General features: G+C 46.4%; 22 protein-coding genes. 14 read left to right on the top strand and 8 right to left on the bottom strand.

Going from position 1 to position 25455, the window contains the following annotated elements; translation table 11 throughout:
- Window positions 1-297: 297 nt before the first annotated feature.
- The 4 genes from MH117_RS01125 to MH117_RS01110 all read left to right on the top strand — a co-directional run bounded on the left by MH117_RS01125 (window position 298) and on the right by MH117_RS01110 (window position 5243).
- Window positions 298-1716, top strand: a complete 1419-nt coding sequence (locus tag MH117_RS01125) for a spore germination protein (RefSeq protein ID WP_239327715.1) — start codon at window positions 298-300, stop codon at window positions 1714-1716.
- Entirely contained in the window at window positions 1713-2843 is a 1131-nt protein-coding gene (locus MH117_RS01120) for a GerAB/ArcD/ProY family transporter (RefSeq protein ID WP_239326553.1), read from the top strand. The genes MH117_RS01125 and MH117_RS01120 overlap by 4 nt, the downstream gene beginning before the upstream one ends.
- The gene (locus MH117_RS01115; protein WP_239326551.1) at window positions 2840-3910 is read left to right on the top strand and encodes a Ger(x)C family spore germination C-terminal domain-containing protein; all 1071 of its coding nucleotides are present in this window, start codon (window positions 2840-2842) and stop codon (window positions 3908-3910) included. The genes MH117_RS01120 and MH117_RS01115 overlap by 4 nt, the downstream gene beginning before the upstream one ends.
- A gap of 121 nt (window positions 3911-4031) precedes the next feature.
- Complete coding sequence (locus MH117_RS01110) at window positions 4032-5243, top strand: MFS transporter (RefSeq protein ID WP_239326549.1); 1212 nt, start codon at window positions 4032-4034, stop codon at window positions 5241-5243.
- A 95-nt stretch (window positions 5244-5338) separates the two neighbouring features.
- Here MH117_RS01110 and MH117_RS01105 read toward each other — a convergent pair whose 3' ends face one another.
- The 3 genes from MH117_RS01105 to MH117_RS01095 all read right to left on the bottom strand — a co-directional run bounded on the left by MH117_RS01105 (window position 5339) and on the right by MH117_RS01095 (window position 8857).
- Window positions 5339-6691, bottom strand: a complete 1353-nt coding sequence (locus MH117_RS01105; RefSeq protein WP_239326547.1) for a sodium-dependent transporter — start codon at window positions 6689-6691, stop codon at window positions 5339-5341.
- Window positions 6692-6743: 52 nt separating this feature from the next.
- Window positions 6744-8084, bottom strand: a complete 1341-nt coding sequence (locus MH117_RS01100; protein ID WP_239326545.1) for a sodium-dependent transporter — start codon at window positions 8082-8084, stop codon at window positions 6744-6746.
- Between the two features lie 137 nt (window positions 8085-8221).
- The gene (locus tag MH117_RS01095) at window positions 8222-8857 is read right to left on the bottom strand and encodes an O-methyltransferase (RefSeq protein WP_239326543.1); all 636 of its coding nucleotides are present in this window, start codon (window positions 8855-8857) and stop codon (window positions 8222-8224) included.
- Window positions 8858-8970: 113 nt separating this feature from the next.
- Here MH117_RS01095 and MH117_RS01090 point away from each other — a divergent pair, with 113 nt between their 5' ends.
- The 8 genes from MH117_RS01090 (at window position 8971) to MH117_RS01055 (ending at window position 19018) form a co-directional block, all read left to right on the top strand.
- Window positions 8971-10125 carry a THUMP domain-containing class I SAM-dependent RNA methyltransferase gene (locus tag MH117_RS01090; RefSeq protein ID WP_239326541.1) on the top strand — a complete coding sequence of 385 codons (1155 nt, stop codon included), beginning with the start codon at window positions 8971-8973 and terminating at the stop codon, window positions 10123-10125.
- 26 nt (window positions 10126-10151) lie between these two features.
- The gene (locus MH117_RS01085; protein ID WP_239326539.1) at window positions 10152-12134 is read left to right on the top strand and encodes an LTA synthase family protein; all 1983 of its coding nucleotides are present in this window, start codon (window positions 10152-10154) and stop codon (window positions 12132-12134) included.
- Between the two features lie 388 nt (window positions 12135-12522).
- On the top strand, window positions 12523-13257 hold the full coding sequence (locus MH117_RS01080) for an MBL fold metallo-hydrolase (protein ID WP_239326537.1): 735 nt from the start codon (window positions 12523-12525) through the stop codon (window positions 13255-13257).
- Window positions 13258-13265: 8 nt separating this feature from the next.
- Window positions 13266-14153 (top strand): Cof-type HAD-IIB family hydrolase, encoded by an 888-nt coding sequence (locus MH117_RS01075; RefSeq protein WP_239326535.1) that lies wholly within the window; start codon window positions 13266-13268, stop codon window positions 14151-14153.
- Window positions 14154-14380: 227 nt separating this feature from the next.
- Window positions 14381-15385, top strand: coding sequence for an ABC transporter substrate-binding protein (locus tag MH117_RS01070; protein ID WP_275444504.1), 1005 nt, complete (start codon window positions 14381-14383; stop codon window positions 15383-15385).
- Window positions 15386-15404: 19 nt separating this feature from the next.
- The gene (locus MH117_RS01065; protein ID WP_239326533.1) at window positions 15405-17156 is read left to right on the top strand and encodes an ABC transporter permease; all 1752 of its coding nucleotides are present in this window, start codon (window positions 15405-15407) and stop codon (window positions 17154-17156) included.
- Window positions 17153-18199, top strand: coding sequence for an ABC transporter ATP-binding protein (locus MH117_RS01060; RefSeq protein WP_239326531.1), 1047 nt, complete (start codon window positions 17153-17155; stop codon window positions 18197-18199). The genes MH117_RS01065 and MH117_RS01060 overlap by 4 nt, the downstream gene beginning before the upstream one ends.
- A gap of 36 nt (window positions 18200-18235) precedes the next feature.
- Window positions 18236-19018, top strand: a complete 783-nt coding sequence (locus MH117_RS01055; RefSeq protein WP_239326529.1) for a Cof-type HAD-IIB family hydrolase — start codon at window positions 18236-18238, stop codon at window positions 19016-19018.
- A 105-nt stretch (window positions 19019-19123) separates the two neighbouring features.
- Here the strand turns inward: MH117_RS01055 and MH117_RS01050 are convergent, their stop codons facing one another.
- From MH117_RS01050 to MH117_RS01030, 5 genes are all read right to left on the bottom strand, one after another.
- Entirely contained in the window at window positions 19124-20083 is a 960-nt protein-coding gene (locus MH117_RS01050; RefSeq protein WP_239326527.1) for a sugar-binding transcriptional regulator, read from the bottom strand.
- A gap of 301 nt (window positions 20084-20384) precedes the next feature.
- Complete coding sequence (locus MH117_RS01045; protein WP_239326525.1) at window positions 20385-20666, bottom strand: hypothetical protein; 282 nt, start codon at window positions 20664-20666, stop codon at window positions 20385-20387.
- A gap of 101 nt (window positions 20667-20767) precedes the next feature.
- Window positions 20768-20989 (bottom strand): YuzB family protein, encoded by a 222-nt coding sequence (locus MH117_RS01040; protein ID WP_028546298.1) that lies wholly within the window; start codon window positions 20987-20989, stop codon window positions 20768-20770.
- Window positions 20990-21084: 95 nt separating this feature from the next.
- The gene (locus tag MH117_RS01035) at window positions 21085-21369 is read right to left on the bottom strand and encodes a hypothetical protein (RefSeq protein ID WP_239326523.1); all 285 of its coding nucleotides are present in this window, start codon (window positions 21367-21369) and stop codon (window positions 21085-21087) included.
- Window positions 21370-21477: 108 nt separating this feature from the next.
- Entirely contained in the window at window positions 21478-22743 is a 1266-nt protein-coding gene (locus MH117_RS01030; RefSeq protein ID WP_239326521.1) for a M14 family metallopeptidase, read from the bottom strand.
- 182 nt (window positions 22744-22925) lie between these two features.
- Between MH117_RS01030 and MH117_RS01025 the strand changes: the two genes are divergently transcribed.
- Together MH117_RS01025 and MH117_RS01020 are read left to right on the top strand one after the other, a co-directional pair.
- Entirely contained in the window at window positions 22926-24263 is a 1338-nt protein-coding gene (locus MH117_RS01025) for a YncE family protein (protein WP_239326519.1), read from the top strand.
- 54 nt (window positions 24264-24317) lie between these two features.
- Window positions 24318-25454: a DegT/DnrJ/EryC1/StrS family aminotransferase gene (locus tag MH117_RS01020; RefSeq protein ID WP_239326517.1), complete on the top strand. Its 1137-nt coding sequence runs from the start codon at window positions 24318-24320 to the stop codon at window positions 25452-25454.
- Window position 25455: the final 1 nt, after the last annotated feature.

Below are 25455 nucleotides of genomic sequence, written 5' to 3'. Positions count from 1 at the left end.
TTTTTGGAACAACCTACCGCTACCATTATGCCCTGTTTCTCATCTCGCCACAACTACACCCTTCTATGAAGCTATGACAATCTGTTGACATTCGTACGGAAATGAACCGGATGAATCATGTCCATATACCTTAATTATAGTCCTGCTGTAAATAACCTTTCTGTCTCGTCTGACTTGCAATCGAGCACACATCACCTTAATGAACGAGTATGTTTCAAAGAGGAAACTCATAAAATCCTTTTTCTTGCACACCCTAAAGGCTAATCATGGTATGAAGGAGGTATCTGAGCTGTGACTATGTCAACTTACGGGACCATCGAAGAGGATATCGACTGGAACGCCCTTTTTCTCCAGCGATTTCAGGACTGCGCTGATTTGACAATACAGGATATAGCTGATAAACAGATGACCCTTTATTACTTTGACCATCTGCTGGACAAATCGCAATATCACGAACTGGTATCACGTTTCTTTGAAGATGCATCCACGACTGTGGGTTTGCAGCGTCTCATACACGTCTGGAATGAAGTAGAGGGCCAGACGCCGGAGCAAATCCTCCAAACACTGGAGGAAGCCGTGCTGGATGGTGAGCTAGGTGGAATATATTGCGGCAAAATATATCGCATCTCGGCAGGAAGTCCTGACTCTCGTGCCATAGAATCGTCCAATAGAGAGGCGATCATAACTGGGCCGCACGACGCGTTTGTAGAGCAATCCACTACAAACATCTCGCTTATTCGCAGACGTATTCGTTCTCATTCCCTTAAAGTTCATAAGTTTGATGTTGGTCGATATCAGCCTGTTATCGCATACTTGCTCTATTTGGAAGGCACCGCTCATCCTCCTGTGGTTGATGAAGCCATAACACGTTTATCCAAGCTCAAATTAAAGCAGGCGCTTGACGGCAACGTCATCGCAAAACGGATTGAAGACAATTCGTATTCTATATTTCCGCAGTGGCTTGGAACAGAACGACCAGATGTAGTCAGCAATCATCTAATTCATGGAAAAGTAGCTATTATTACAAGTGAAAGTCCGACCGTTATTATAGCGCCTGCTCGTTTAACCGACTTTTTTGCCGTATCGGGCGATGCATATGAACGATGGCACTTCAGCTTATTTATCCGTATACTGCGGTTTGTTGCTTTTGCCCTATCGCTTGTGTTTAGCGCCTTCTACGTAGCCGTTACAACCTATCATTATCAGCTTGTCCCGCCTTCGCTTCTGCAAACCATCGTGGAATCGCGGCTGCGTGTTCCATTTGAACCCATGGTTGAGGCACTGTTGATGGAGGGTGTGATTGAGCTGCTGCGTGAAGCAGGGGCCAGGCTTCCCACAAAGATTGCTCAGACGATAGGCATCGTAGGTGGTCTTGTAATCGGTCAAGCCGTCGTACAAGCTGGTTTGGCCAGTAACGTACTAATTGTAGCCGTAGCAGCGAGCGCGTTGTCCTCCTTTATTGTGCCCAATTACACGATGGAGACGTCCATGAGGATTCTGCGATTTGTCAGCATTATTCTTGCTGGATATTTAGGTTACTTTGGTATTTTTTTATTTATTGCCCTGTTTGTTACACATGTCTGCCATCTAAGGACACTTAAACAAGAATATGTACTGCTAGATAATCTATTTCAATTTGCATTTTTAAGTAAAGAAAAGCTGCCGCACACTGTAGCTGATTCATCTACATCCCCTAAAGGAGAGTCTGACTCATGAACCCGCAGCTAAAAGGATACGCCGTTGCCACTCTCATCTTTATGGTTGTACGCGGAGTGCTGTTCTTTCAACTGCCGTCTGTCGTAACTAGAGAATTTGGAACAAATAGTTGGATCATGTTGATTGGTTATACGCTGCTAATGATCGGCGTTATGCGACTGATGTATGTGGGCCTGCACAAACATAAGCGCCAATCTATCTTCCAAGTACTGCAGCACCATTTTCCAAAATGGATCGCTCACCCGCTTATTTCTTTTTCCATTATTCTTTACATCTGTATCGCCTTTGATATCGTGTTCACCTATGTAAAGATGCTGCAGTTCACCAATGACGTCACCGTTAATATCACCATGACAGGGACGATTATGATCGTGGTTATTTTGTATATTTCCTATCATGGGTTGTATACGATGTCTAAAACGTCGATCGTTCTGTTTCTGCTGTCCATCTGGATTATTGCCCTGGAACTGCTGCAATTTAACGATTTTACCTTAACCCGCTTAACACCCTTCTTCCTACAAGGCGGGGAATGGACAATAAAAGGGGCATTACAGGTAATCAGCGCCTTTTTAGGATTTGAAATGCTGCTGATAATGAGTCCACATATCTCTCCTGATACCAAATGGATTCGTCATACAACCGGAGCCTTAACCCTTGTTGGTTGTTATTACACGATGTATTGCATTCTCGCTCAAGGCTTGCTTTCTCACTACCATCTTGTAAACGTACGATACGTTGTTCTGCGCCTATATGGAGCTACTAGGCTGTCCACATTAGAATATTTAACCGATCTATTGTTTATTTTCTTTCTATTCTCGTCACTCTTAAGCAGCAGCTTATATTTGTGGGGTGCGAATGAAGGGCTTAAGCAGATGCAAAAAAATGACCATAAGCTGCATAACTATGTCGCATTTGGCTTCGTATTGGTGCTGCTAAGTCATGTGCCGCTTAATGAAGCACAGCGTGAAATCGTCACAACGGTACAAGGTGCGGCTGGCTTTAGCTTGTTGATCATATACATCGTTTTGCTGCTGTGCTTGCCATATAAGCCCCTTCAAGCTAATGCATCTGATCATCCGGTCGAACCCCATTCATCCTCCCAGCAGAAAGGGGTAAATCCGGGATGAAACGTGTAATTATGACTATGCTGGTGCTTGTTGCCCTGGCATCGTTAACGGTATCCTGTCAGGCAAAACGTATCATTAACCAGAACGGCTATATTCAGACCATCACCATCGACAAAACCGATGACCCGAATCAATATTTTTTTGGCATCATGTATGCAGAACCGCTTGCGGAAGGTAAAGCCAAGTCGACCTATCAAGGTTACATGGCGCATGATTTCACAGAGGCTTACAATCATTTTACGCTGCAATCACGGTTTGCCTTAGTCGTGGGTCACGTCCGAAACATTATTATTAGTAGAGAAATTGCTGAGTCTGATGTAATTAAAGTGATCAGCAATTTATTATTTCAGCCTAAGTTTCCTTTAACGAGCCGAATTTTGGTGTATGAGGGACAAGCCAAAGATTTTCTACAGCAAAAGGAAGACCTAACAGACTTTCACCTGTATCTTTTGCTGGAAAAGCTGCAAAAAATTAATGATTACTCCTTATCCACCGTGTTTAACTTCGTACGAGATCAGCAGCAGCTTGGCATTGAACCGATTACCAGTATCGTAAAGCTAAAGAATGATGCGGTCATTGGAGGGATGTCCTTGTTCAGGGGCGGCAAAATGATAGGGATCGTACCTGAAAAGGAAGTGAATTATATGCTCTTGCTGCGAAATCACAGTATTAAAGGAGCTTTTTATATTAATGAGAACCAGCTTCCTGGAAATGAACCGATCATTTTGGACAACGCAAAATCAAGGCGTTCTATAGAAGTCGTACATACTGCACCTGTCCCTAAGATCATTATTCGGCTTCACATCACCAGTACATTAACAACGCCTATGAGTGAAACAACGCCAGAAGACAAAATATCGGAGGCACTGATTCAGGAAACACTTCAACGGAAGTTTAATCAATTTGTTCAAAGTGTTCAGGAAAAGGAGGCTGATGTAATCGGTGTAGGTATGCATGTACGCAATAAGATGAGATATTCAGAATGGAACGAGGCCAAATGGCCGAAGCTTTTTAAGAACGCTGATATCAAATGTATAGTTCGTTATTACAAAGAAAATGAGATCTAATAAAAATACTCACTCCCTATTCCCAATGAAGTTATCGAAAGCGATATGTCCGAAGTGTGATATAATAGGATCCAGTTGTTGGTATCGGACGAACGGTGACCTGAGAAAGCGGTGAATCGTTATGCAGCAATGGAAGTTGAATCTAATCATCTTATGGTTCGGCAACTTTCTAGTTATGGCAGGAATGACGATGGTTGTTCCTTTTCTTGCGCTTTATTTGCAGCAAGATATCGGTCTCACAGATCAACACCAGATCGGTGTCTGGTCTGGGCTTATCTTTGCGGGCAACTTTGTCACCTCGTTTATATTCCAGCCGATTTGGGGAAAATTTGCTGATAAGTACGGACGGAAAGTAATGCTGCTTCGTTCTGGGTTTGGTATGGCTGTGGTTACAGTGTTAATGGGCTTTGCGACAAGTCCCCTTCATCTGTTGCTGCTGCGCATGCTGAACGGTACCATTTCGGGCTTTAATCCTGCTGCCGTGGCGCTCGTTTCTTCTACAACCCCCAAGAAGCAAATGGGGTTTGCGATGGGTGTCTTGCAATCCGGTGCTGTCGCAGGTACCATACTTGGTCCGCTTATTGGTGGTTTGTTGGCCGACTGGGTGGGATATCGCCCCATCTTCTACATCACAGGCACGCTTCTATTTATCGGTTCGATGTTAGCGCTGTTGATGGTAAAGGAGCAGTTCAATAAGGAAGAAGCAATGGCCAAGCCGCAAATATCAGTAGTCGAAGGATTTAAGCAGCTTAGCAGAATTCCGCAGCTTACTGCATTGTTTGCGGTAACATTTTTGCTCCAATTTGCCATGTTGAGCCCGATGTCGCTCTTGCCGCTCTACGTTCAGGATTTGCACGGATCACGTGAGAATCTCGCTTTTCTGGCGGGACTCGTCAGCGCGGTTACAGGCCTGTCTAATATGATTGCCTCACCGCTCCTCGGCCGACTAAGCGACAAGGTTGGATCTCATCGTATCCTGATGTTTTCTTTAATAGGTGCGGCATGCACCCTAATTCCGCAGGCCTTTGTCAGTACCGTATGGCAGCTTCTTGTCATTCGTTTCTTACTGGGCATGTTTATGGGTGGATTAATGCCTTCCGTCAATTCGTTAATTCGCAAGTACACGCCTGATGGCATGGAGAGTCGCGCCTACAGCTTTAACAGCAGTACGTTGGCACTCGGCAATGCGATTGGCCCAATCGTTGGCGGAGCATTATCCGGTTTTATTGGCATCGAAGGACTGTTTATTATGTCCGGCATCTTTTTATTCCTGAATGTAATCTGGGTGCGTTATTCCCTATACAGCCGTTCGCGATCTTCCGTTCGTCCGTAAACTAAGCGTTCGTTATCCATCATGTACAGGTCACACGAAGCATCACGCAAAAAGGCTGGCGCCTAAGCGCCAGCCTTTTTGCTGTATTGCAATATTTAGGAGCCTAACGGGAGCAGACCCAGCACATTTAAGAAGACGATAATAATAATAACCGGAATCACATAACGAAGCATAAACACGTAGGCAGCCAAGCTCTTGCGCCACCACAAAGGTTCTGTCTTCATCTCTTCGACTAATCTATCTTTTGGGAAACGGTAACCGACAAACAAGGCAATCAATAGAACTCCAATTGGCATTAATACATTCGTAACCAGATAGTCTGCCGCATCAAATAAAGACTTGCCAAACAACGTTACATCTCCTAATACACCAAACGAAAGTGCAAATGGAACCCCAACAACAAAAATAATACAGCCGAATATCCAACTTAGTCTTTTACGATTGTGTACTTGGGGCTTTGCATATGCCGCAACCAAAATTTCGAGCATTGAGAATGCCGAAGTGAATGTAGCAAATAAAAACAAGGCAAGGAAGATCGCGATAAAGATCGAACCACCCATCATTTGCTCAAACACAGCCGGCAGCGTAACAAACAGCAAACCAGGCCCTTCCGCTGGCTTCATCCCCAGCGAAAACAGCGCAGGAAAGATTGCCAGACCCGCCATAAAGGAAGTAAGCACGTTTAATCCGACCACCGAAACGGCGGAACGTGTAAGTGACTCTTTCTTGTTCAAATAGGAACTGTAGGTTACCATTACGGATACCCCTACACTCAAGCAGAAGAACGATTGCCCTAGCGCATTCAGAATCGCCTTGCCCGTCATATGTTCAAAGTCAGGCATGAGGAAATAACGAATTCCTGCTTCCATGCCGGGCAGTGTCAAGGATCTAACAATAAGCACCAAAAACAGGATGAACAAACCAGGCATTAATAGACGGCTTGCACGCTCAATCCCCTTCTTAACCCCTTGTCCAACCACAAGAATCGTAATAAGCATAAAGCCAAATTGGGCCAGTACAGCCAGCCACGGATCAGATACTGTGTCCGCAAACAGCTGGCTGTACGAATTGCCCGCATGCAGCAAACTGCCAAATATACTTCGTACAAAATACAACAAGATCCAGCCGCCAACTACGCTGTAATAGGATAACAGCAAAAAGCAGGTTCCCATGCCTAAATAGCCTACCCAATGCCACTTGGTTCCGGGTGCAAGCTTCCGATAAGCAGAGATCGCTTCTTTCCCTGTACTGCGTCCAATTACAAATTCCGCTATCAAGAGCGGCATCCCTATCAGCAGTGTAAACAGTATAAAGAGCAGGAAGAAAGCCCCGCCCCCGCTTGTTGCCACTGTATTTGGGAATTTCCATATTGCGCCAAGTCCGATTGCTGACCCGGCGGACGCCAGTATAAAGCCCAGTTTCGACGTCCATTGCTCCTTCGTTTCCAAGACAACTTCCTCCATTCATGCTGCCATAGCTCCCCTGATGGTTACGCATCTATTACAAAGGCAGCCACTTCATCCCGTTCAGAAACACAATTAATACGATAATTGGCAGCACAAACCGCAGCATAAACAAATATACACGCAAGCCTGTGCGCCATGCCGGAGCTATGCTTGACCACTCTGTCTGCAGACGCTCCTTCGGATAGCGATATCCGACAAAGACAGAGATTAACAGTACCCCAAGAGGCAGCATCACATTGGTAACGGCAAAGTCCGCCCATTCGAATACGGTCTTGCCCATGAAGGATAGTTCTTCCATGCCAAATGACAAAGCAGAAGGCACGCCGAGCAAGAAAATAATGGTCCCGAACAGCCAGCACATGTTGCGCCGACGCTTCGGTTCGCCATGTGCAAACGCAGCCACTACAATCTCAAGCAGCGAAAACGCTGAGGTTAGCGTTGCAAACAGGAACAACGCTAGAAAGATTGCGATAAACAGCGTGCCATACGGCAGCTTCTCGAACATTGCAGGCAGCGTAATAAACAACAGCCCCGGTCCGTCCGCGGGCTTCATACCTAAAGCAAACAACGCTGGAAAAATCGCGATGCCGGCCATTAAGGACGTCATCAAATTTAGCCCTACGACTGTCAGCGCCGGTTTGCCCAATGGGTCCTTTTTTCCTAAGTAGGAGCTATACGTTACCATGCAGGAACCCCCTACGCTTAAGCAGAAGAACGATTGCCCCAACGCATACAGCACCGCTTCCGAGGTCATCCGGCTAAAGTCAGGCTTCAGAAAATAAGTAAGTCCTGCTCCCATCCCTGGCAGCGTTAGGGATCTGATCATGAGAATGACAAATATAATGAATAGCCCTGGCATCATAATACGACTCGCCTTCTCGATGCCACCCTTTACACCTCTGGCAACGATTAGAATCGTAAGCAGCATAAAACCTGCCTGAGATAGCACAGCCATATACGGATCGCTGGTCGTCGTTTGGAAAAGAACACCGTAATCCTCACCATGATGCAGTAGTTGGCCTGTCAGCGCTTTGATAAAATAAAGGACAATCCAGCCGCCTACTACACTGTAAAAGGATAACAAGATCGAACACGTTGCCATACCTAAATAACCAATCCAGTGCCAACGACTCTTTGGCGCCAAGTCTTTATAGGCAGAAACTGCTTCTTTGCCTGTACTGCGACCGATAACAAATTCCGCAAGCAGCAGCGGAAGGCCGATGCCTAACGTAAATAATAGAAACACAAGAAAAAAAGCGCCGCCTCCGCTCGTTGCTACGACATTTGGAAATTTCCAAATTGCCCCCAGCCCGATAGCAGATCCTGCTGACGCTAATATAAATCCAATCTTCGAAGTCCATTGCTCATTTTTCATGCTGTCTCTGCCTCCGTCTAAGCTATGCTCTACTAGTCTAAGCTCTTGCCTCAAAAATATGTCCCATTATAACACAAGCGTCAAAAACGGGAGATGAGAAATGTTTACATTGCTTCATGTTTAGTAATTTTGCGTTATTAGCGTACGATTGCAATCGCAAGACCGTCATAAGCTGGCAGCATCGTACTCATCAGACGCTCATCTTGAGCCATTCGTTCATTAAAATGGCGCATTGCCAGTACAGAGGGTCCTTGCTTGTCCAAGTTCAGCGTACGACCACGCAGCATCAGATTGTCTGCTGCAATAATAGCTCCGGGTCTTGCCAGTCGAATAGCGCACTCCAAATAATTCGGATAATTTTCTTTATCCGCATCAATAAAGAAGAAGTCAAACTTGCGTCCTTCTGCTTCCAGCGCTTCCAACGCATGTATAGCTTCGCCGATGCGATATTCCACACGTTCGCCAACTCCCGCAGCCGTTAAGTTCTGCTGTGCGAGTGCCGCATATTCTTCCCGCAGCTCTAACGAGACAAGCTTGCCTGACGCTGCTATGCCTCGCAGTATGCACAATCCGCTGTAACCACCCAGCGCGCCAATCTCAAGCGCGTGCTCTGCCCCAGACATCTTCGCCAGCATGGTCAGCAATCTTCCGTAACTTTCGGCTACTGATATCGCAGGCATCCCATTGTGTTCAATGGAACGCTGAATTCGAGTTAATTCGGCATCTTCAGCATATAATCCATCTAAATATGTCTCTACGTTATGCATGGTCATTTTTTTCACAACCTCCCTCAATTATGATATGATGGTTCCCATGTGAACACAAGTTAACATCTTATTAACAAATGCAAAAGCAACGCTGAATGAGAACGGAGTGAACATCAGGGATGAATCAACCTTGGTCTCTTATTGCAACGACCCCCATGGGTCTGGAAGCTATCGCCGCACGTGAATTGCGCGATCTAGGCTACGAGGACGTTCAAGTCGAGAACGGAAAAGTAAATTTTAAAGGCGGTCCAATCGATATATGCCGCACCAATCTGTGGCTGCGCACAGCAGACCGCATCTTGGTCAAGATGGCTGAATTCCCCGCCCATACGTTTGAAGATTTATTTCAAGGTACTAAAGCAGTAAATTGGCATGAATGGATTCCAGCAGACGGAGAGTTTCCTGTAGAAGGACGCTCACTTAAGTCGCAGCTGTCAAGTGTGCCTGCTTGCCAAGGAATCGTAAAGAAGGCGATTGTAGAACAGCTGAAAGAACATTACCATACGGAATGGTTTGAAGAAACGGGCGCTTATTACCGGATCGAAGTCATCCTCCATAATGATATTGCGACACTGGTGCTTGATACAACAGGCCCAAGCTTGCATAAGCGCGGTTATCGCAAGCTGATCGGCAAAGCTCCGCTCAAAGAAACGATGGCAGCAGCTCTTGTCTTGTTATCACGCTGGAACCCGTCTCGGCCGCTTTATGATCCGTGCTGCGGTTCAGGCACATTGCTGATCGAAGCCGCCATGATTGGCTGGAACGTTGCGCCTGGCTTGCGCCGCTCCTTCCCTTCCGAAGCATGGTCATGTATTCCGGAGGAAGATTGGGAGCAAGCCCGAGATGAAGCCTTTGACGCCGTCAAGGACGATATTGAGCTGCAGCTGTATGGCTCAGACATCGATCCGGAAGCGATTGAGCTGGCTCAAGCGGCGGCCAAGAGCGCAGGCTTTGGACAAGAAATTGAATTTAAGGTTGCACCGCTCGCCAAAGCAAGGCCTATGGGCGAGTACGGTGTTATGATTACCAACCCTCCTTATGGAGAACGACTGCTTGAGAAAGAAGAAGTCGAACGTTTGAACCGTCAGATGGGCTTTATGATGAAAACGTTGCCTACCTGGTCGATGTTTGTTATTACGCCAAGTCGTCAATTTGAGCATTATTTTGGTCGTCCTGCGGACAAGCGGCGCAAGCTGTTCAACGGGAATATCGAATGTCAATTTTATCAATATTTTGGACCATTACCACCACGCCGGCATCATGAAGAAGCTTAATGTGACGCTGCAGAAAGGATAGTAAGATGCAATCGATACCGAGCAGCCCTATTCATTCATCTGAATCAGGACGGAAATGGTCGAAGCTGCTGACCGTAAACGGGTTCACCTTTGTTCTTTTTTTGGCTGTTATGTGCTGGAAATGCTACTGGCTGAACAAGACGTTAAGCATTCCCAATATGGCGTTTGATTTAAGCGATTTTAGCGTAACGCTAGGCGCGCTGTTTGTCATCGGCGGTTGGACATGGTGGCTGCCCAAGCATTGGCGTCCCTTGACTTTGCTCATTCTGAATATACTGCTGACGATCCTTCTGTTCTCGGATCTCGTCTATTTCCGTTATTTTCAGGATTTTATTACAGTTCCTGTGCTCATGCAGGCTTTTCAGGTCAGTGCTTTGGGAGATAGTATCGTGTCCCTTATTTCTTGGAAAGACTATAAACTGTTCCTTGACTGGTTGATCTTCATTCCGCTAGTAATCTGGCAGACACGTACCCTGAAACAAGCGCGTAGGCAGGCGCTATCTTCCACCTCTAACTACAATAGAGCTCCTCGTCGCGGGTGGGTTCGCCTGTTAAACGGCGTGCTTAGTCTGATCTTGGGAGCCGTATTATTATTTGTACCCATACAGCATGCCACGACGACCTGGGCTAAAGGTGTATTTTCCGGCAACTGGTGGAATGCATCACTCTATAACATCACAGGATTATACGGCTTCCATGGTTATGATATCTATCGCTATGCACGTGAAAATTGGTTCTCTTCCAATTCAATCAGTCCGGAAGATGAAGCGCTTGTCGGACAGTGGTTTAAAGAGCATGAGCCAATGCTTAGTGGACCTGCCTCCACTTTTGGCAAATACAAGGGCAAAAATATCATTATCGTGCAGGCTGAAGCCTTTGAAAATTTTGTCATTGGCAAGAGCTTTAATGGACAAGAGTTAACACCGAACTTAAATGCACTGCTGAAGGAAAGTATGTACTTTAACCGTTTCTTCCATCAGACGGGACAAGGACGTACATCTGACGCAGATTTTGGCGTTCAAACCAGCTTGCATCCGCTGCCGACAGGCTCCGTATTTATTCGGTATCCTAATCATACGTATGATGCGATGCCGCACATTCTGAAGGAAAACGGCTATACAACAGGCGCTTATCATGCTTATGACGCTGGATTCTGGAATCGATACATTGTGTATAATAATTTGGGCTATGACTTCTTTATGAGCCGCAAAGACTATACCGTTGACGAGCCGCTCGGCTGGTCCGTTGGGGACAAGTCGTTCTTCCGCCAATCGGTAGAACGGATGGCTAAGGAGAAACAGCCTTTCTACAGCTTTATGATCACGTTAACGAGCCACCATCCATATAAGCTGCCGACAAGCGTCCAGAAGCTCGATGTAGCACCTTACAAGGATACAATATTTGGCGACTACCTAGAAGCTGTTCATTATGTAGATGCAGCTATGGGCGAGTTCATTTCCGATCTAAAGAAAAATGGACTGTGGGACAACAGTATTTTGATGTTCTATGGAGACCATGACAATTCTATCCCTGATCGTGAGCCGCTTGAGAAGCTGCTTGGCCATCCTGTAAGCGACTTCCAAATGCTTGAAATGAAAAATCAGGTGCCACTGATCGTACACTTGCCTGGAGGAGCAGAGGCCGGAACGTATGATACTGTAACGGGTCAGCTTGATCTCTCGCCTACTGTTATGCACTGGCTGGGTATTACGCCTGCAGATAAGCATTATATGGGCAGTCATATTCAAGCTGCTGGCGAACACTTAATAGTGCTGCGCAACGGCTCCTATACAAACGGAACGATATACTATGTACCTTCGGCGGACGGCATATTTGAGAATGGCACCTGCTACAACTATGCAACGGGCGAGCCAGGAGACGTCGCTCCGTGCAAGCCTCTCCATGACGAGGCGATGAAGCGTCTCACCGTGTCCGATATTGTGATTACACAGGATTATATTGGACGCAGCAAGGCAGCCAAACCGTAACACGTTAACTACAGGTAGTTCAACGTCATTTCACAGCAGCACAGCAGCATATCGATAGCTTTTCCGTGGTTGAGCAGACGCTCAACCACTTTTTTTATATTCCGCTCCATCCTCGTCCATTTGCTTGTGATATCGACATCATATCCCCTTTCCATTGACTATGTCTAAGCGCTGCAATTGAACAGGCTAGCGCATCATGTAAGCATAATGTAAGCGGACTGTAAACGTAATGTAAGCAGGCTGTAAGCGGACTGTAAACGCATTGTAGGCAGCATCCATTTACACGAACTTAACTTGACCCTCTTACCCCCAAGACCTATATTTATTACAAATGTATATGATGTGAACAAATGTTAAGCGATTGAAGCAAGATCATCGAGGTGAAGACATGAAAGTATCGATTCTGGGGTACTGGGGAGGGTATCCCTTGGCCGGTGGTGCAACGTCTGGCTACTTGGTTACAACGGAAGAAGGGCATATTCTGCTGGACTGTGGCAGTGGAGTAATGAGCCGTTTGTCGCATCATGCGACAGTGGAACAGCTATCTGGCGTCATATTGTCTCATGTGCACCATGATCATATGGCAGATATCGGCGTGCTGCAATACGCCGCCTTAGGTGCTATTCGAAACAATCGAATGCAGCACAAATTGCGGCTGTTCGCTCCTGAACAACCAGCGGACATATTCGGAACACTGTCTGGGCCGCATACCGAAGTTACACAGATTGATTCAGCATTAAAAATTCGCCTGGCAGGCGCGGACATCGAATTCGCTCCCGTGGAGCACACGATTACTTGTTTTGCGGTCAAGATTACCTATAAAGGCAAGGTGCTCGTCTACTCTGGAGACACTGCCTATTGTGAATCGCTGGTGAAGCTGGCGAAGGATGCAGATATTTTGCTCTGTGAAGCCACCGTGTGCGAAGGCAGCTCACATACAACGGGACAAGGCCATATGAATGCAGCGGAAGCAGCCACGATTGCCGAAAGAGCAGGCGTTAAGAAGCTTGTGCTTGTGCATTTGCCGAGTGATGGCAACCTGTTGCATATGAGGCAAACGGCAAGTGCCGTTTACCGAGGGCCGGTCTTGCTACCGGATGGCATAAGCAGCTACACGATTTGACATCACATGTGAAACGGAGAAAAGCGATGTATCAATTACTTGCACTGGACATGGATGGCACACTATTAAATCGAAACAAAGTCATCACCCCCTTCGTTCAACAAACTTTGCAAAGCCTCATCAGAAAGGGGGTGAATGTAATGATCGCTTCAGGGCGTTTTCCTGCTTCGGTCTGGCTTCATGGACAGCACATCGGCATGACTTGTCCATTGGTTGCATTTAACGGTGCTGTTATCCTGGATGCAAACACAGGTGAACTTAAACACGGGTATCCGATTGTACCCGCTGCCGCCCGGCGCATTGCCGAATTGGCGGAGCAGACAAGCACATATGTACATTTCTATGGCTATCAGGAACTTTTTGTCCGGGAAATAAATGCGATGAATGCGAGTTGGCCATTAGCTAATGTCGTCATCGATCCTCGGAAACCGCTCGCTTATGAACATTATCAGGAGCAAGCCGATAGGATTCAGGTAAAGGCTGTTGGAAGCCTGCTTAACTTTGTCCAAGCGAATGATGTTCCATTGTATAAGGCGACTATGATCAGCGATGACACGCAGCTGCTAGACGAATTATACAAAGAGCTTGGGGCACAGCAGGAGTTCGCGCTGACAAGAACCGGTCAAAGGCGCTTCGATATTAATGCCGCTGGGGTGAGCAAAAGGTCGGGCTTAGAAGTGGTGAGTCATACGCTCGGCCTTGCACCTTCTGCAGCTGTAGCAATCGGTGACTACGACAATGATATCGATATGCTCCAGTGGGCAGGACTCGGAATTGCTATGGCAAATGGCAGCGAGCTGGCCAAACAAGCTGCCAACGCGATCACGGCCAGCAACGAGGAAGACGGTGTTGCCAAGGCAGTAAACAGATACTTTCTGTCCTGTCAGCATGCCTAATCGGGATTACATCCCATATATCACTATCGTATATCTTTCTCGTGTCTCGTATACTATCCACTTATCATGATTGTCCGTATTTACAAAGCTAATCTTCCCTGTTAAGCGTCTATTGACAAATGCTCTTTATATTTAATAGGAAATTTCAGAATTGTATCTCTTATACACAAATACTATCCATAAATTAACGTAGGGAGAGAATCATCTTGTTAAAAAAAGGACTTGTTATGTTAAGTTTAACGGCTTTATTGATCTTCAGCGGCTGCAGCACGGGTGCACAACAGTCAACCTCCAAGTCTGAGGCCTCTTCCTCCGTATCAGGAAAGCTATCTTTCTATACATCCCAGCCAGAGGCGGATGTGACCAAGCTGATAGCCGCATTTAATCAAAAATATCCAGATGTCACGGTCGAAAGCTTTCGTTCTGGAACCGAGGAAGTAACGGCCAAAATACAGGCGGAGCAGCAGGCAGGCAAAGTCCAAGCTGATGTGCTTTTGCTAGCTGATGCGGTCACTTTCGAAGGACTGAAGAAGCAGGATCTGCTGTTAACGTATAAATCACCTGAATTGTCTAAAATCCCCGACAACCTTGTGGATAAAGACGGGATGTACGCGGGTACAAAAGTTATGGCAACGGTACTCGCTGTAAATACACAAAAGGTGAAAACTATACCAACCTCCTGGCAGGCACTGACAGCACCCGAAAGCAAGGATGCCGCTATTATGCCTAACCCGCTCTACTCAGGAGCCGCTGCATATAACGTAGGCGTATTAAGCCGCACGGATGGCTTCGGTTGGGACTACTTTAAAGGCTTAAAGTCCAACAGCACAACAGTAGTTAAAGGTAACGGTGCCGTACTGAACGCAGTATCCAGTGGAGAAAAATCTTACGGGATGGTGGTTGATTTCCTCGTAGCCCGTGAGAAAGCAAAAGGTTCCCCCGTGGAGTTGGTGTATCCAACAGAAGGCGTACCCGTTATTACGGAGCCGATTGGCATTCTAAAAAATACAACAAACGGCACAGCGGCTAAAGCATTCGTCGATTTTGTCCTATCTGAGGACGGTCAAAAGGTATCCGCCGAAATCGGGTACACACCGATTCGTGATGGTGTTGCTGCTCCAGCAGGATTAAAAGGGCTGAGTGAGTTCAATGTGTTATCTTCGGATATATCCACACTGACTGAGGCCCGTGACGCGGATAAGAAACAATTCACTGAGGTGTTTGGACAATAACAGACGGAGCGTATACATCATGATGGATTCGAAAAAAATTTATGCGGCTAAGGGAGAACACGGGGGTAAATGGTCTCTCCCCTCCCTGCCGGGGCTGCTTGCAAAACGAACGACTTTGTTGCTGCTGCTGATCTTATTGTTTTTATTCTTCGTACTGCCAATAGGCAAACTGGTTTATTTGAGTGTACAAGGTACTGAAGGATTCTCATTACAGCACTATACTGAAATGCTGCGTCAGGATCGACTGTGGAACACGTTGATTGATACTTTAATTATTGTTGTTGGCTCCTCCATCGTATCGATTGCCTTAGGTGTGACCGCTGCCTGGTTAATGGCTTATACCGACCTGAATCATAAAAAAGCACTGCATATGGCGATGCTGCTGTCCTTTATTTTGCCATCATACGTGCTTACACTGTCTTGGTCCTCCTTTATGGGCAGCCAAGGACTGGCAGCTCAGTTTCTGCGTCTATTTCATACCGATGCTACACCTTGGAGTATGTATAGCTATGGCGGCATTATTTTTGTAATGGGGATTCACCATTTCCCCCTCGTTTACTTGTTAACTGTGGATGTACTCAAAAAAATTCCACGTGATTTGGAATGGGCTACACGCGCCAGTGGAGCTGGCAGATGGAAAACGTTCTGTCTTGTCACTCTTCCTTTAGCATTGCCCGGACTGACTGCAGGAGGATTACTCGTCTTTCTGGCGTCGCTGGACAACTTCGGCATACCTGCTTTTCTTGGTATTCCAGCCCATATATCTGTCTTAAGCACACTGATATACGAGGAAATTATCGGGTTTGGTCCGTCTGCATTTGCCCGTGGAGCAGCTTTATCCGTCCTTTTGGGGATATTCGCTATTATAGGCACACTCCTGCAATGGCTTTCCGTCCGTAAAATTAGAGCTGTCGACACGGTTGTCATCGATCACAGTCCGCGCTATGCACTAGGCAAGCACCGGAGATGGGTTTCAGCTGGCATCTGGACGTTCTTAACTGTGATTACTATTGTTCCGTTATTATCCATGATCGCTATCTCATTAAAAAAAGCGTACGGATTGCCGTTCCAAGCGGCTAATCTGACATTATCTAATTATGAATTCATTTTGTTCGACAATCCAAAAGTATGGGAATCGATTAAGAACAGCCTCCTGCTTTCTGTGTCAACTACGATCATCTGTCTGCTTCTTGGATCGCTGCTTGCCTACGTTCGGGTAAGAAAGCCTTCTTGGATGACGAAGTCCGCAGAACTGGCGGTTGCACTCCCCTACACGCTGCCTGGCATCGTGTTCGGATTATGTATGATCTTGACCTGGATGGAACCGATTCCTGGCTGGAATCCCGGTATTTATGGCTCCATTCGTATATTATTTATCGCATATGTATGTCGATTTCTTATTCTACAAGTACGAGCCGGCATCACAGCATTTACTCAAATTGACGCTTCGATGGAAGAGGCAGCACATATTTTTGGGGCGGGTATGTGGCGCAAATGGATTTCTATCCTGCTGCCTTTGCTGCTGCCAGCACTACTTAGCGGAGCATTCCTAGTATTTTTGACGGCACTGACGGAACTTACCGTGTCCGCACTGTTATGGTCAACAGGCTCGCAAACAATCGGGGTTACCATCTTCAGCTTCGAGCAGGCCGGCAGCACGCTGTATTCTACCGCTTTGTCCAGCTTAATCGTGATCGTTATTGTTGCAGGTATGGCCATCTTGCATTTCATACAAAAGCTTCAATCCAAAAAAGGAGTTCAGCCACAATGAGTATTCAAATCGTCGAAGTCAGCAAGAGATTTGGGAATTTCCAAGCACTTAATACGTTGAATCTCAACATCGCCAACGGCGAGTTTGTTGCTATTCTGGGTCCTTCCGGCTGCGGAAAAACAACCCTGCTGCGTATGTTGGCGGGGTTCGAGCAGCCAACTACTGGAGAAATCCACATGAACCAGACGCTGGTTGCAAGCGCAAGCTTCAGTCTGCCTCCAGAAAAACGTCGAATCGGCATGGTGTTTCAGGCGTTCGCCTTATGGCCGCACATGAATGTTACAGAACACGTCCGCTTCCCGATTCGCCATCATAAGGAAACACCTGCCGCTATCCGGGAGAAAGAGCAAGAACGTATTACCAGTGTGCTGCAAATGGTTGGCTTGTCCCAACACAGTGCCCGTATGCCCCATGAATTGTCTGGCGGCCAGAAGCAGCGCGTAGCCATTGCAAGAGCGATTGCTGCCGAGCCGTCTCTGCTGTTGATGGACGAACCGCTAAGCAGTCTGGATGCAATGCTTCGTATGGACATGCGCAAGGAGATACAGTCCATTCACCGTCAAACGGGAACAGCTATCGTATATGTGACACACGATCAGGGAGAAGCATTGGCCATGGCGGATCGCATTATCGTCATGAAGGACGGACAGATTGAACAGGTTGGAACTCCGCAGGATATTTATTTGCGTCCGCAGACGGAATTTGTCGCCCAATTTGTATCCAAGGCCAACCTTGTGCATGGAAGCTGGCACCACGATCAGTTTACACCACTGCATACGGATGGAATAATTCAATGGCAAGGAAGCCAGGTTGCAGATTACTTCAAGACGTGCGGATTGTATCCCGTCCGACCAGATCAATTCCAGCTGAATGCTTCTCATGTACCAGGGGTTCCAGGAGAGGTGACCAATGTGCAGTTTCAAGGAAAAGAATTTCATTATCATATCCAGACCGAGGACGGCTTGTGGGAAATTTTCTCCCCCCAGCAATTTCAACTGCATACGACAGTATCGCTCAACTTATTATTAGACGAACTCACATAACAAGCTTTAACTACAATCGCATCAAGGGGTGTGTACATGACAACGACAAAACGTATGATTTTTTTTGATATTGATGGAACGCTGCTTGATCATCACAAACAATTGCCCGCTTCCGCCAAGGAAGCTGTCCTTGCCTTGAAAGATGCTGGACATGAAGTCGCCTTTGCTACTGGCCGCTCTCCCTTTATGCTGAAAGCATTACAAGATGAGCTCGACATTCACTCCTTTGTTTGTTTCAACGGCCAATACGTGATGCTGGATAACAAAGTAATCTATCAGCATCCTATTCCGTCGGATGTGCTGCACTCCTTATCAGCGCATACCTTGCAGATCGGTCATCCACTCGTATACTTGGATCATGAAGCGATGCGCAGCAGCACCCCTTTCCACGCTCGTATCGAAGCAGGAATCGGTTCATTGCAATACAAGCATCCTGTATGTGATCCAGAATACTATAAGGAACGCCATATTTATCAGTCGATGCTATTTTGTACCGAAGAAGAGGAATTAGAGTACAGGCAGCGGTTTCCGCAGCTGGAGTTTGTCCGTTGGCATCCGGCTGCTATGGATGTACTGCCGTCTGGCGGTTCAAAGGCTCAGGGGATCAAACGATATATTGAACACCTCGGCTTTGCCAAGGAGGATGTGTATGCCTTCGGCGACAATTTAAATGACTTGGAAATGTTTTGTTATGTTGGACACAGTGTAGCTATGGGCAATTCGCCTGATTCCGTAAAGGAAGCAGCTCGTTACATTACAAAAGACGTAAGCCAAGATGGGATTGCCCACGGATTGAAGCTTGTAGGCTTGCTGCAATAATGACATAAAACAAGCAAAATCCCTATGAACGAACCTTTACTTCGAACAAAGGTATGACGATCATAGGGCTTTTAGATGTTAGAAGTTCTCCTCGCATAGCAGTGGTCACCGTGTCTCCTTCAAGCGGCCAACAAGCTCTGCTGCCGTCAATTCGTCGGTAATGAGCACATGTACATACTTCCCTTTCAGAGCAGCCAATATACTGTCGACTTTATGTATCCCCATTGCAATGCCTATGACCAGACTTACCGCTCTTAACTGCTCCAACTCCATACCAATGACCTTATTATGGATCGGATGAGCACAAAGATGACCTTCTTGGTTAATAAAGCGGGAATTAATATCGGCTACTGCATTTAACGACTTCAACTCCTGCAGCACCTCTTGATTCAAATAGCCGATCTGTTCCATCGTTGAACAAGCAAATGGATTGCCGATACCGACCAAAGCTATGTCGATTTGTTGACCTTCTTCCAGCACAGCAGCAATATGGGGAAGCTCGATGAGTTTATTTCGGAGGTCTTCTGTTTCTACGACGGCAGGCGCGTAGAGTGATTCACATTTGCCGCCCAGTTTTTTGGACAGCTCATACGCAATTTGGTTGGCATGAATCTCTGTATTATCATTCCCCATTCCTCCAACCAGTGGGACAACCTTTAGTCCCTCTCTTTTTTCAAAAGGAAACTCCTTCACAATATGGTACAGCGTCGTCCCCCACGATACTCCAATACGATCGACTTGTTTCATCGTTCGTAATACAAAGTTAGCCGCTGCCTTGCCTACTGTGCTGTATACTAAGTCTTGATTCAGATCTCTTGTTGGCACAACCAGCACCTGCTTCAGATCAAACGCTGTCTCGATTTCATTTTCCAAATCACTAGTTTCGAGCGTATCATCGTGAATGAGAATTTCAACAATCGCCTCATCACGTGCCTTTTGCAGCAGCTTGGAGACAGCAGGTCTCGATATTCCGAATTTTACAGCTATTTTCTCTTGAGTCATCGATTCGAAGTAATACAGCTTGCATATTTTCACGATCAATTTTCGTTCATCTGCATTTAACATGAACATCCGCCTAACATTTGTTCTTATTCCATACATTTGTAATAAATATATGTTGCATATAGATGAAGGTCAAGTTAAGAAATCGTAAAACTGTTGGTGCGCGGAAATGCTTACACCAGCAGAAGAATAACCACTCAACCCGCGTAACATTATGAGATGGAGACATAAATGATCACCCTTCCGTTGCATGAAAAATATCCCCTTTGGATCAACAGTGTCGAATTCATGCCGCTATGAACTCAATTCTTCACTGTATACCTTAAGGGGATATTCCTACGGATAAACCACCGTCTCATCTGAATTACTTATGATTCTTCCACTGCTCGCTCTCAAGCAATGATTGCAGTCGTCCATGCTCTTCTCCAAGCAATTCCTCCGCGAATTCTACCGCCTGCTGATTCACACTATCTCCCGCTTGAGTCACAGCACGATCTGCCCGCTCTAAAGCATGCTCAGCCTGAACTACAGACTGATCAGACGGATGTGACATTGCTTGCGATATGGCGTGGTGTGCTGTCTCCACTGCATTTTGCGCCTGAGAAATTGGATTCTGCGACTGTAAGCTTGAATCGTACTTCGACATCGTCCTTTACCTCCTCGGTATAAACAGCTGCTCAAGATATAAGCTGTTCAACATCCTTGTTAGGATGCGATGCCGATACTGCAATTATGCATCCGTTCCCTCTATTTGATAAATGGCTTCGCTTTCTCGATCGCCTCATCTTCCGTTGGCGCTGTAATATAACGGCCATTCACATAAATAAACACACGCTTCGTGCAGTGACCGCAGTAGGACTTGCAGCCAATCTTAATCTCTGCTTCAGGGTCTAGCTTTTTCACTTTTGGAAGAAAGGATTTCATCTTAATATGGCGGCATTTATCACAAATACGTATATCGTTACTCATCTTATGTCACTCCGATTTATCCCCATTATGTTCAACCTTACGAGCAATACTATTGTAAGGGAACTCTAAAGGTTAAGCAACCATATCCCTCACTTTCACCTGCCAGGGCTGGCATTTGGAGGCTCATATTTCTTGGCTTGCTTAGAAAACCAAGGGATCAGCACCATCGTAAACACAATGTCATCAATCGGCATAAATGGCATCAAGTCGGGCATAACCCAGTACAAGAACACAGCTCCTACAAAGAAAAACTTAAGCTTAAACGGTACATAACGTGAGCCAAGCAGTGCAGGGGCAGAACGGAATAGAAACCATAGTCTACCCCACGTACGCTTAGGTGGCCGCGATGATGACGGTTGGTTAAGTCGATTTGCTGACATGACACACACCTCCTTATGCTCTTAGCATAGTGTATGCCATTTCATTTGTCACATACAGCTAATAGATCCCTGGACTTCTACGCGTGAACCTACCTTACGGGCAAATTTTCACCCTAATAACTCAGACTCTTTGCCTGCGGAAACCCTCGATTCTTGAGCGGGCATTCCGTTTAGTGCTGCCCGCATAATGGAGCTTACTTCAACATATAACCTTTCAAATTGATTTAATGGCAGCGGATTAACGCCCATACCAATCTCCACTGTAAAACCAGGCTTACGGAAAGTCTGAATAAACCAATCCTTAAAACCGGCATCACTGCCGGACAGCTTCACTGCACGATATCCGCTGGCTAATTCAAATGTTCTAGCCCACGCCTCTGAAACATCAGGCTCAAAGTCCCGATAGTTCCAATAGATTTCTTGACCCTGCGAGTGAAACGATAACGCAAGCTCAAATGGCTCCCGCAGCGTAAATTGAGCAAGCGCCTCCGCCTCCGGTTCACAAAGTGGTGAGTCCCCGCTGTAATTCATGGGCGATGGTCCATCTACTTGCCTCCGCTCTTTTTCCTCGTCCCAATACGCTGGAAATTGATCATTTAGATCAACTCCCCTAATGTTCGCTTTCCATAGCGAATATTGTTTGCCATAGACGTTCCAATCGGCCAGTTGTGTACCATAAGGGTGCTGATATGTAACCCCCTCCTGAACAAGCTCCACTCCGTCTGGATTAACCATCGGTACAACCCATAGTGCCGTTCTATTGTATGCACCATGCGGGTCCCATCCTTGCCATAAGGCACACCTCTCATAATGCATTGCGTAATCCTCTACAAATTGCATCAGCAGTGCTGAGGTTATCCATTCATTAGCATGCACCGCTCCATTAGCCTGCACACGGAAGGGTCCTGTACCTATACCTAAAGCGAAGATTGGCTTTCCCATTACGCTCGTCCCAATCTGTTCACTTGCTATAAAAGGATAACGCTGCAGCAATCGTTGTATATCATCAGCCAATTGATTCGGTCCATATTCCGCTTGTGTGCGAACGTCTCGCTCATCTGTCCAGTACGGTATAACGATGCTTTGCCCCCCATTCAATCTGCGGGGATTCACGGTTGGATTCGCATTGGCCAGCCATTGTGCGGGGACTCGAAAGCGAGACGCAATCTCATAGAAGCTTTCTTCTTGCTGTACCACGTAAATGTTGGTTGGCCGCTGTGGAATGTAAATGAGTTGACCTGGAATAGCGTACTCTTCCACTCGAATATGTGGATTAATGGCCAATAAAGCTGGAAGGTGAATACCGTAACGCAAGCAAATGCGCAGGTAGGTATCCCCTCTTTGAATCGTATACGGTATAGCCCCATTACTCACATTGCTCTCTCCTCTCCTTATATACATCCATTTACTACTTATATGCAGCAATCCTCAGCATCAATACCCGATGAACAGCGCCTCTTTCTATCACTCTAGTATTATGGTCCAAGTAGAAGCTGCGCCTGATTCATATAGTGGTGATAGAGAAATTCAGCTACAAGAAGGAGGAGATTCCAACAATGTTTGTTTACGAATACGGTCCTCATGATAATCGACCAAACAACGGTGTTGCTTCCGTCGATGTAACCTTAACCAACCTGTCCAACTTGACGGTGACCTGTGTAGTCCGCTTTTATGCATTTAACAACACTGCTGGAGCACAAACACCTTCCATTTATGGTTCACAAATCATAACGTTAAGCCCATTTGGAAATGGAGCCTCCACTTATTTAATTAAAAACGTGCCAACTGCTACCGCCTTTTTTGGTGTAAAAGTCAGCGCCAATAATAATGAAGCTGAGCTGCTGCGTAGCGTAATTACCTTTAACAATGCCCTAAGTCAGCCAGTTGGCTCCATTCCGATCCCACTCATCAGCTCCATGCCAAAATACGCCTACATCGTAAATAGCGGAGATGACACGCTGCTAGTCATTGATCAAGTAACTAAACAACAAGTAGGCGGCCTGATTCAGCTGCCCCTCAGCTCGATGCCTGTCGATGTAGCACTGCCTTATTTCAGCATTTATGCATTTACAGCCAACAGCAATAGTTTAAATGATTCCCTCATCTTAACGGATACACGCCAACTAGGTTTGCTGCCGACTGGGAAGGAAAGCATTGCGATCGACACGGATGAGCCGTATGCGATCCGCGTTTTTGCGTTAAACAACGATTCGCCCAACAGCTATGTAACTGTATTTGACATCACAACCAATACGCAGCGTCCAGGTTCCCCTATTACGGTGGGAGATAATGCTGTAGCTCTGCAATTTGTTCCGTCCACCGAAAGACTATACGTCGCCAATAAAGATGATGGCACGATCTCCGTCATTAATACGATTACAAATACGGTGATCACTACCATTCCACTGCTGCCTGGAGTTCCAAATGCAAGTGCGCCTGTCCACCTTGCTGCAAGCTCTAATGGCAAGTACATCTATGTCGCAGCGCAAGGATTGCCAGGAGAAATTCAGGTCATTGACGGTTTTACCAATACGATGCTGACGCCTATCCCTTTACTTGGTATTCCATCTGCTTCTGGATTAATCCCTTATCGAATTGCCCTGTCTCCCGATGATGCCGCATTGTATGTAGCCTCAGCTAACAGTTCGGATCTGGTGAGCCTGAATGTGCACAGTCCTGCAAAGCCTGCCCTTTATCGTAATGTGACAATGACAGGGGGACCCCCGGAAACTCTTGCAGTCACTCCTGACGGCAGTGAAGTATATATTGTGAACAACTGGTCCTCTGGCAGTACGGTAAGTATATTGGATCGCTCCACCAATTCACTGCTGCCGGTGCCTATTCCAACTGGCTTCCAGCCAAAAAGCATTTCTTTTTCCAACTTCATATGGTAAATCAGGGCAGCTTCATTCGAACGGCTTGAATATGATAGAACGGAAGTGATTACAATGAACATTCCATTGTTCGTCCCTACCTATCGCGTCGATGAATGTCTCGCCGAGATTCGCGATTGTTTGGAAAAAGGATGGACGGGACTAGGTTATAAAACGGTTGAGTTTGAGGAGCGTTGGAAGGAATATACCGGCTTCAAACACGCACATTTCCTTCATTCAGCTACCGCTGGGCTGTCTTTGGCAGTAGAAGTGCTCAAAATGACTAAGGGATGGAAAAAAGGCGATGAAATCATTACGACACCACTTACCTTTGTTTCGACGAATCATACAATACGCTATCATGCTTTAAAACCCGTGTTTGCGGATGTTGATTCTTACTTATGCTTGGACCCAGATGATATGGTGCGGCGAATAACGCCAAGGACCCGGGCCGTCTTATTTGTAGGCATGAGTGGAAACACAGGGCAATACGAACGAATCGTAAAGCTGTGCGAGCAGTATGGTCTAGCTCTAATTTTGGATGCGGCCCATATGGCAGGGACTCGTTTGCACGGGTGCATACCTGGGAAAGAAGCGGATGCCGTCGTGTATTCGTTTCAGGCGGTTAAAAATTTACCTACCGCCGATGGCGGTATGGTGTGCTTTCATGAAGAGGCACAGGATCATCTAGTACGTAAGCTGTCTTGGCTTGGTATTAATAAAGACACATACACCCGCACGAATGCTGAGGGCCAATACAGATGGTTGTATGACGTTGAACATGTCGGCTACAAATACCATGGCAATTCAATTATGGCGGCAATCGGTCTGGTACAGCTCCGTTATCTCGATCAGGATAACGCATACCGCAAACAATTGTGTACCTGGTATGAGCAGGCATTGGCTGAAGTGAAGTCTATCATTCCTTTTATACCAGTAGCACCAGATTGCGACAGCAGCCGACACTTGTTTATGATTAGCGCTCCGGCGCGTAATGAACTGCTAGCTTTGTTGAATGAAAATGGTATTTTTCCAGGCGTGCATTATCGTATAAACACGGCTTATCGCATGTACCGACATGCACGAGGTCAATGCCCGACAGCGGAAACGATGTCGGACCGTATTATCTCGCTGCCGCTGCATCTGCGGATGACCTATGCAGATGTACAAACCATCGCGAGTGTCATCAAACAGTACGTAAGCAACCTATAGG

It is taken from the genome of Paenibacillus sp. ACRRX (genome assembly GCF_022346885.1).
Lineage (GTDB): Bacteria > Bacillota > Bacilli > Paenibacillales > Paenibacillaceae > Paenibacillus_B.
Note: the sequence above shows the minus strand (reverse complement) of the source record. Positions and strands in the feature narration are given on the sequence as shown.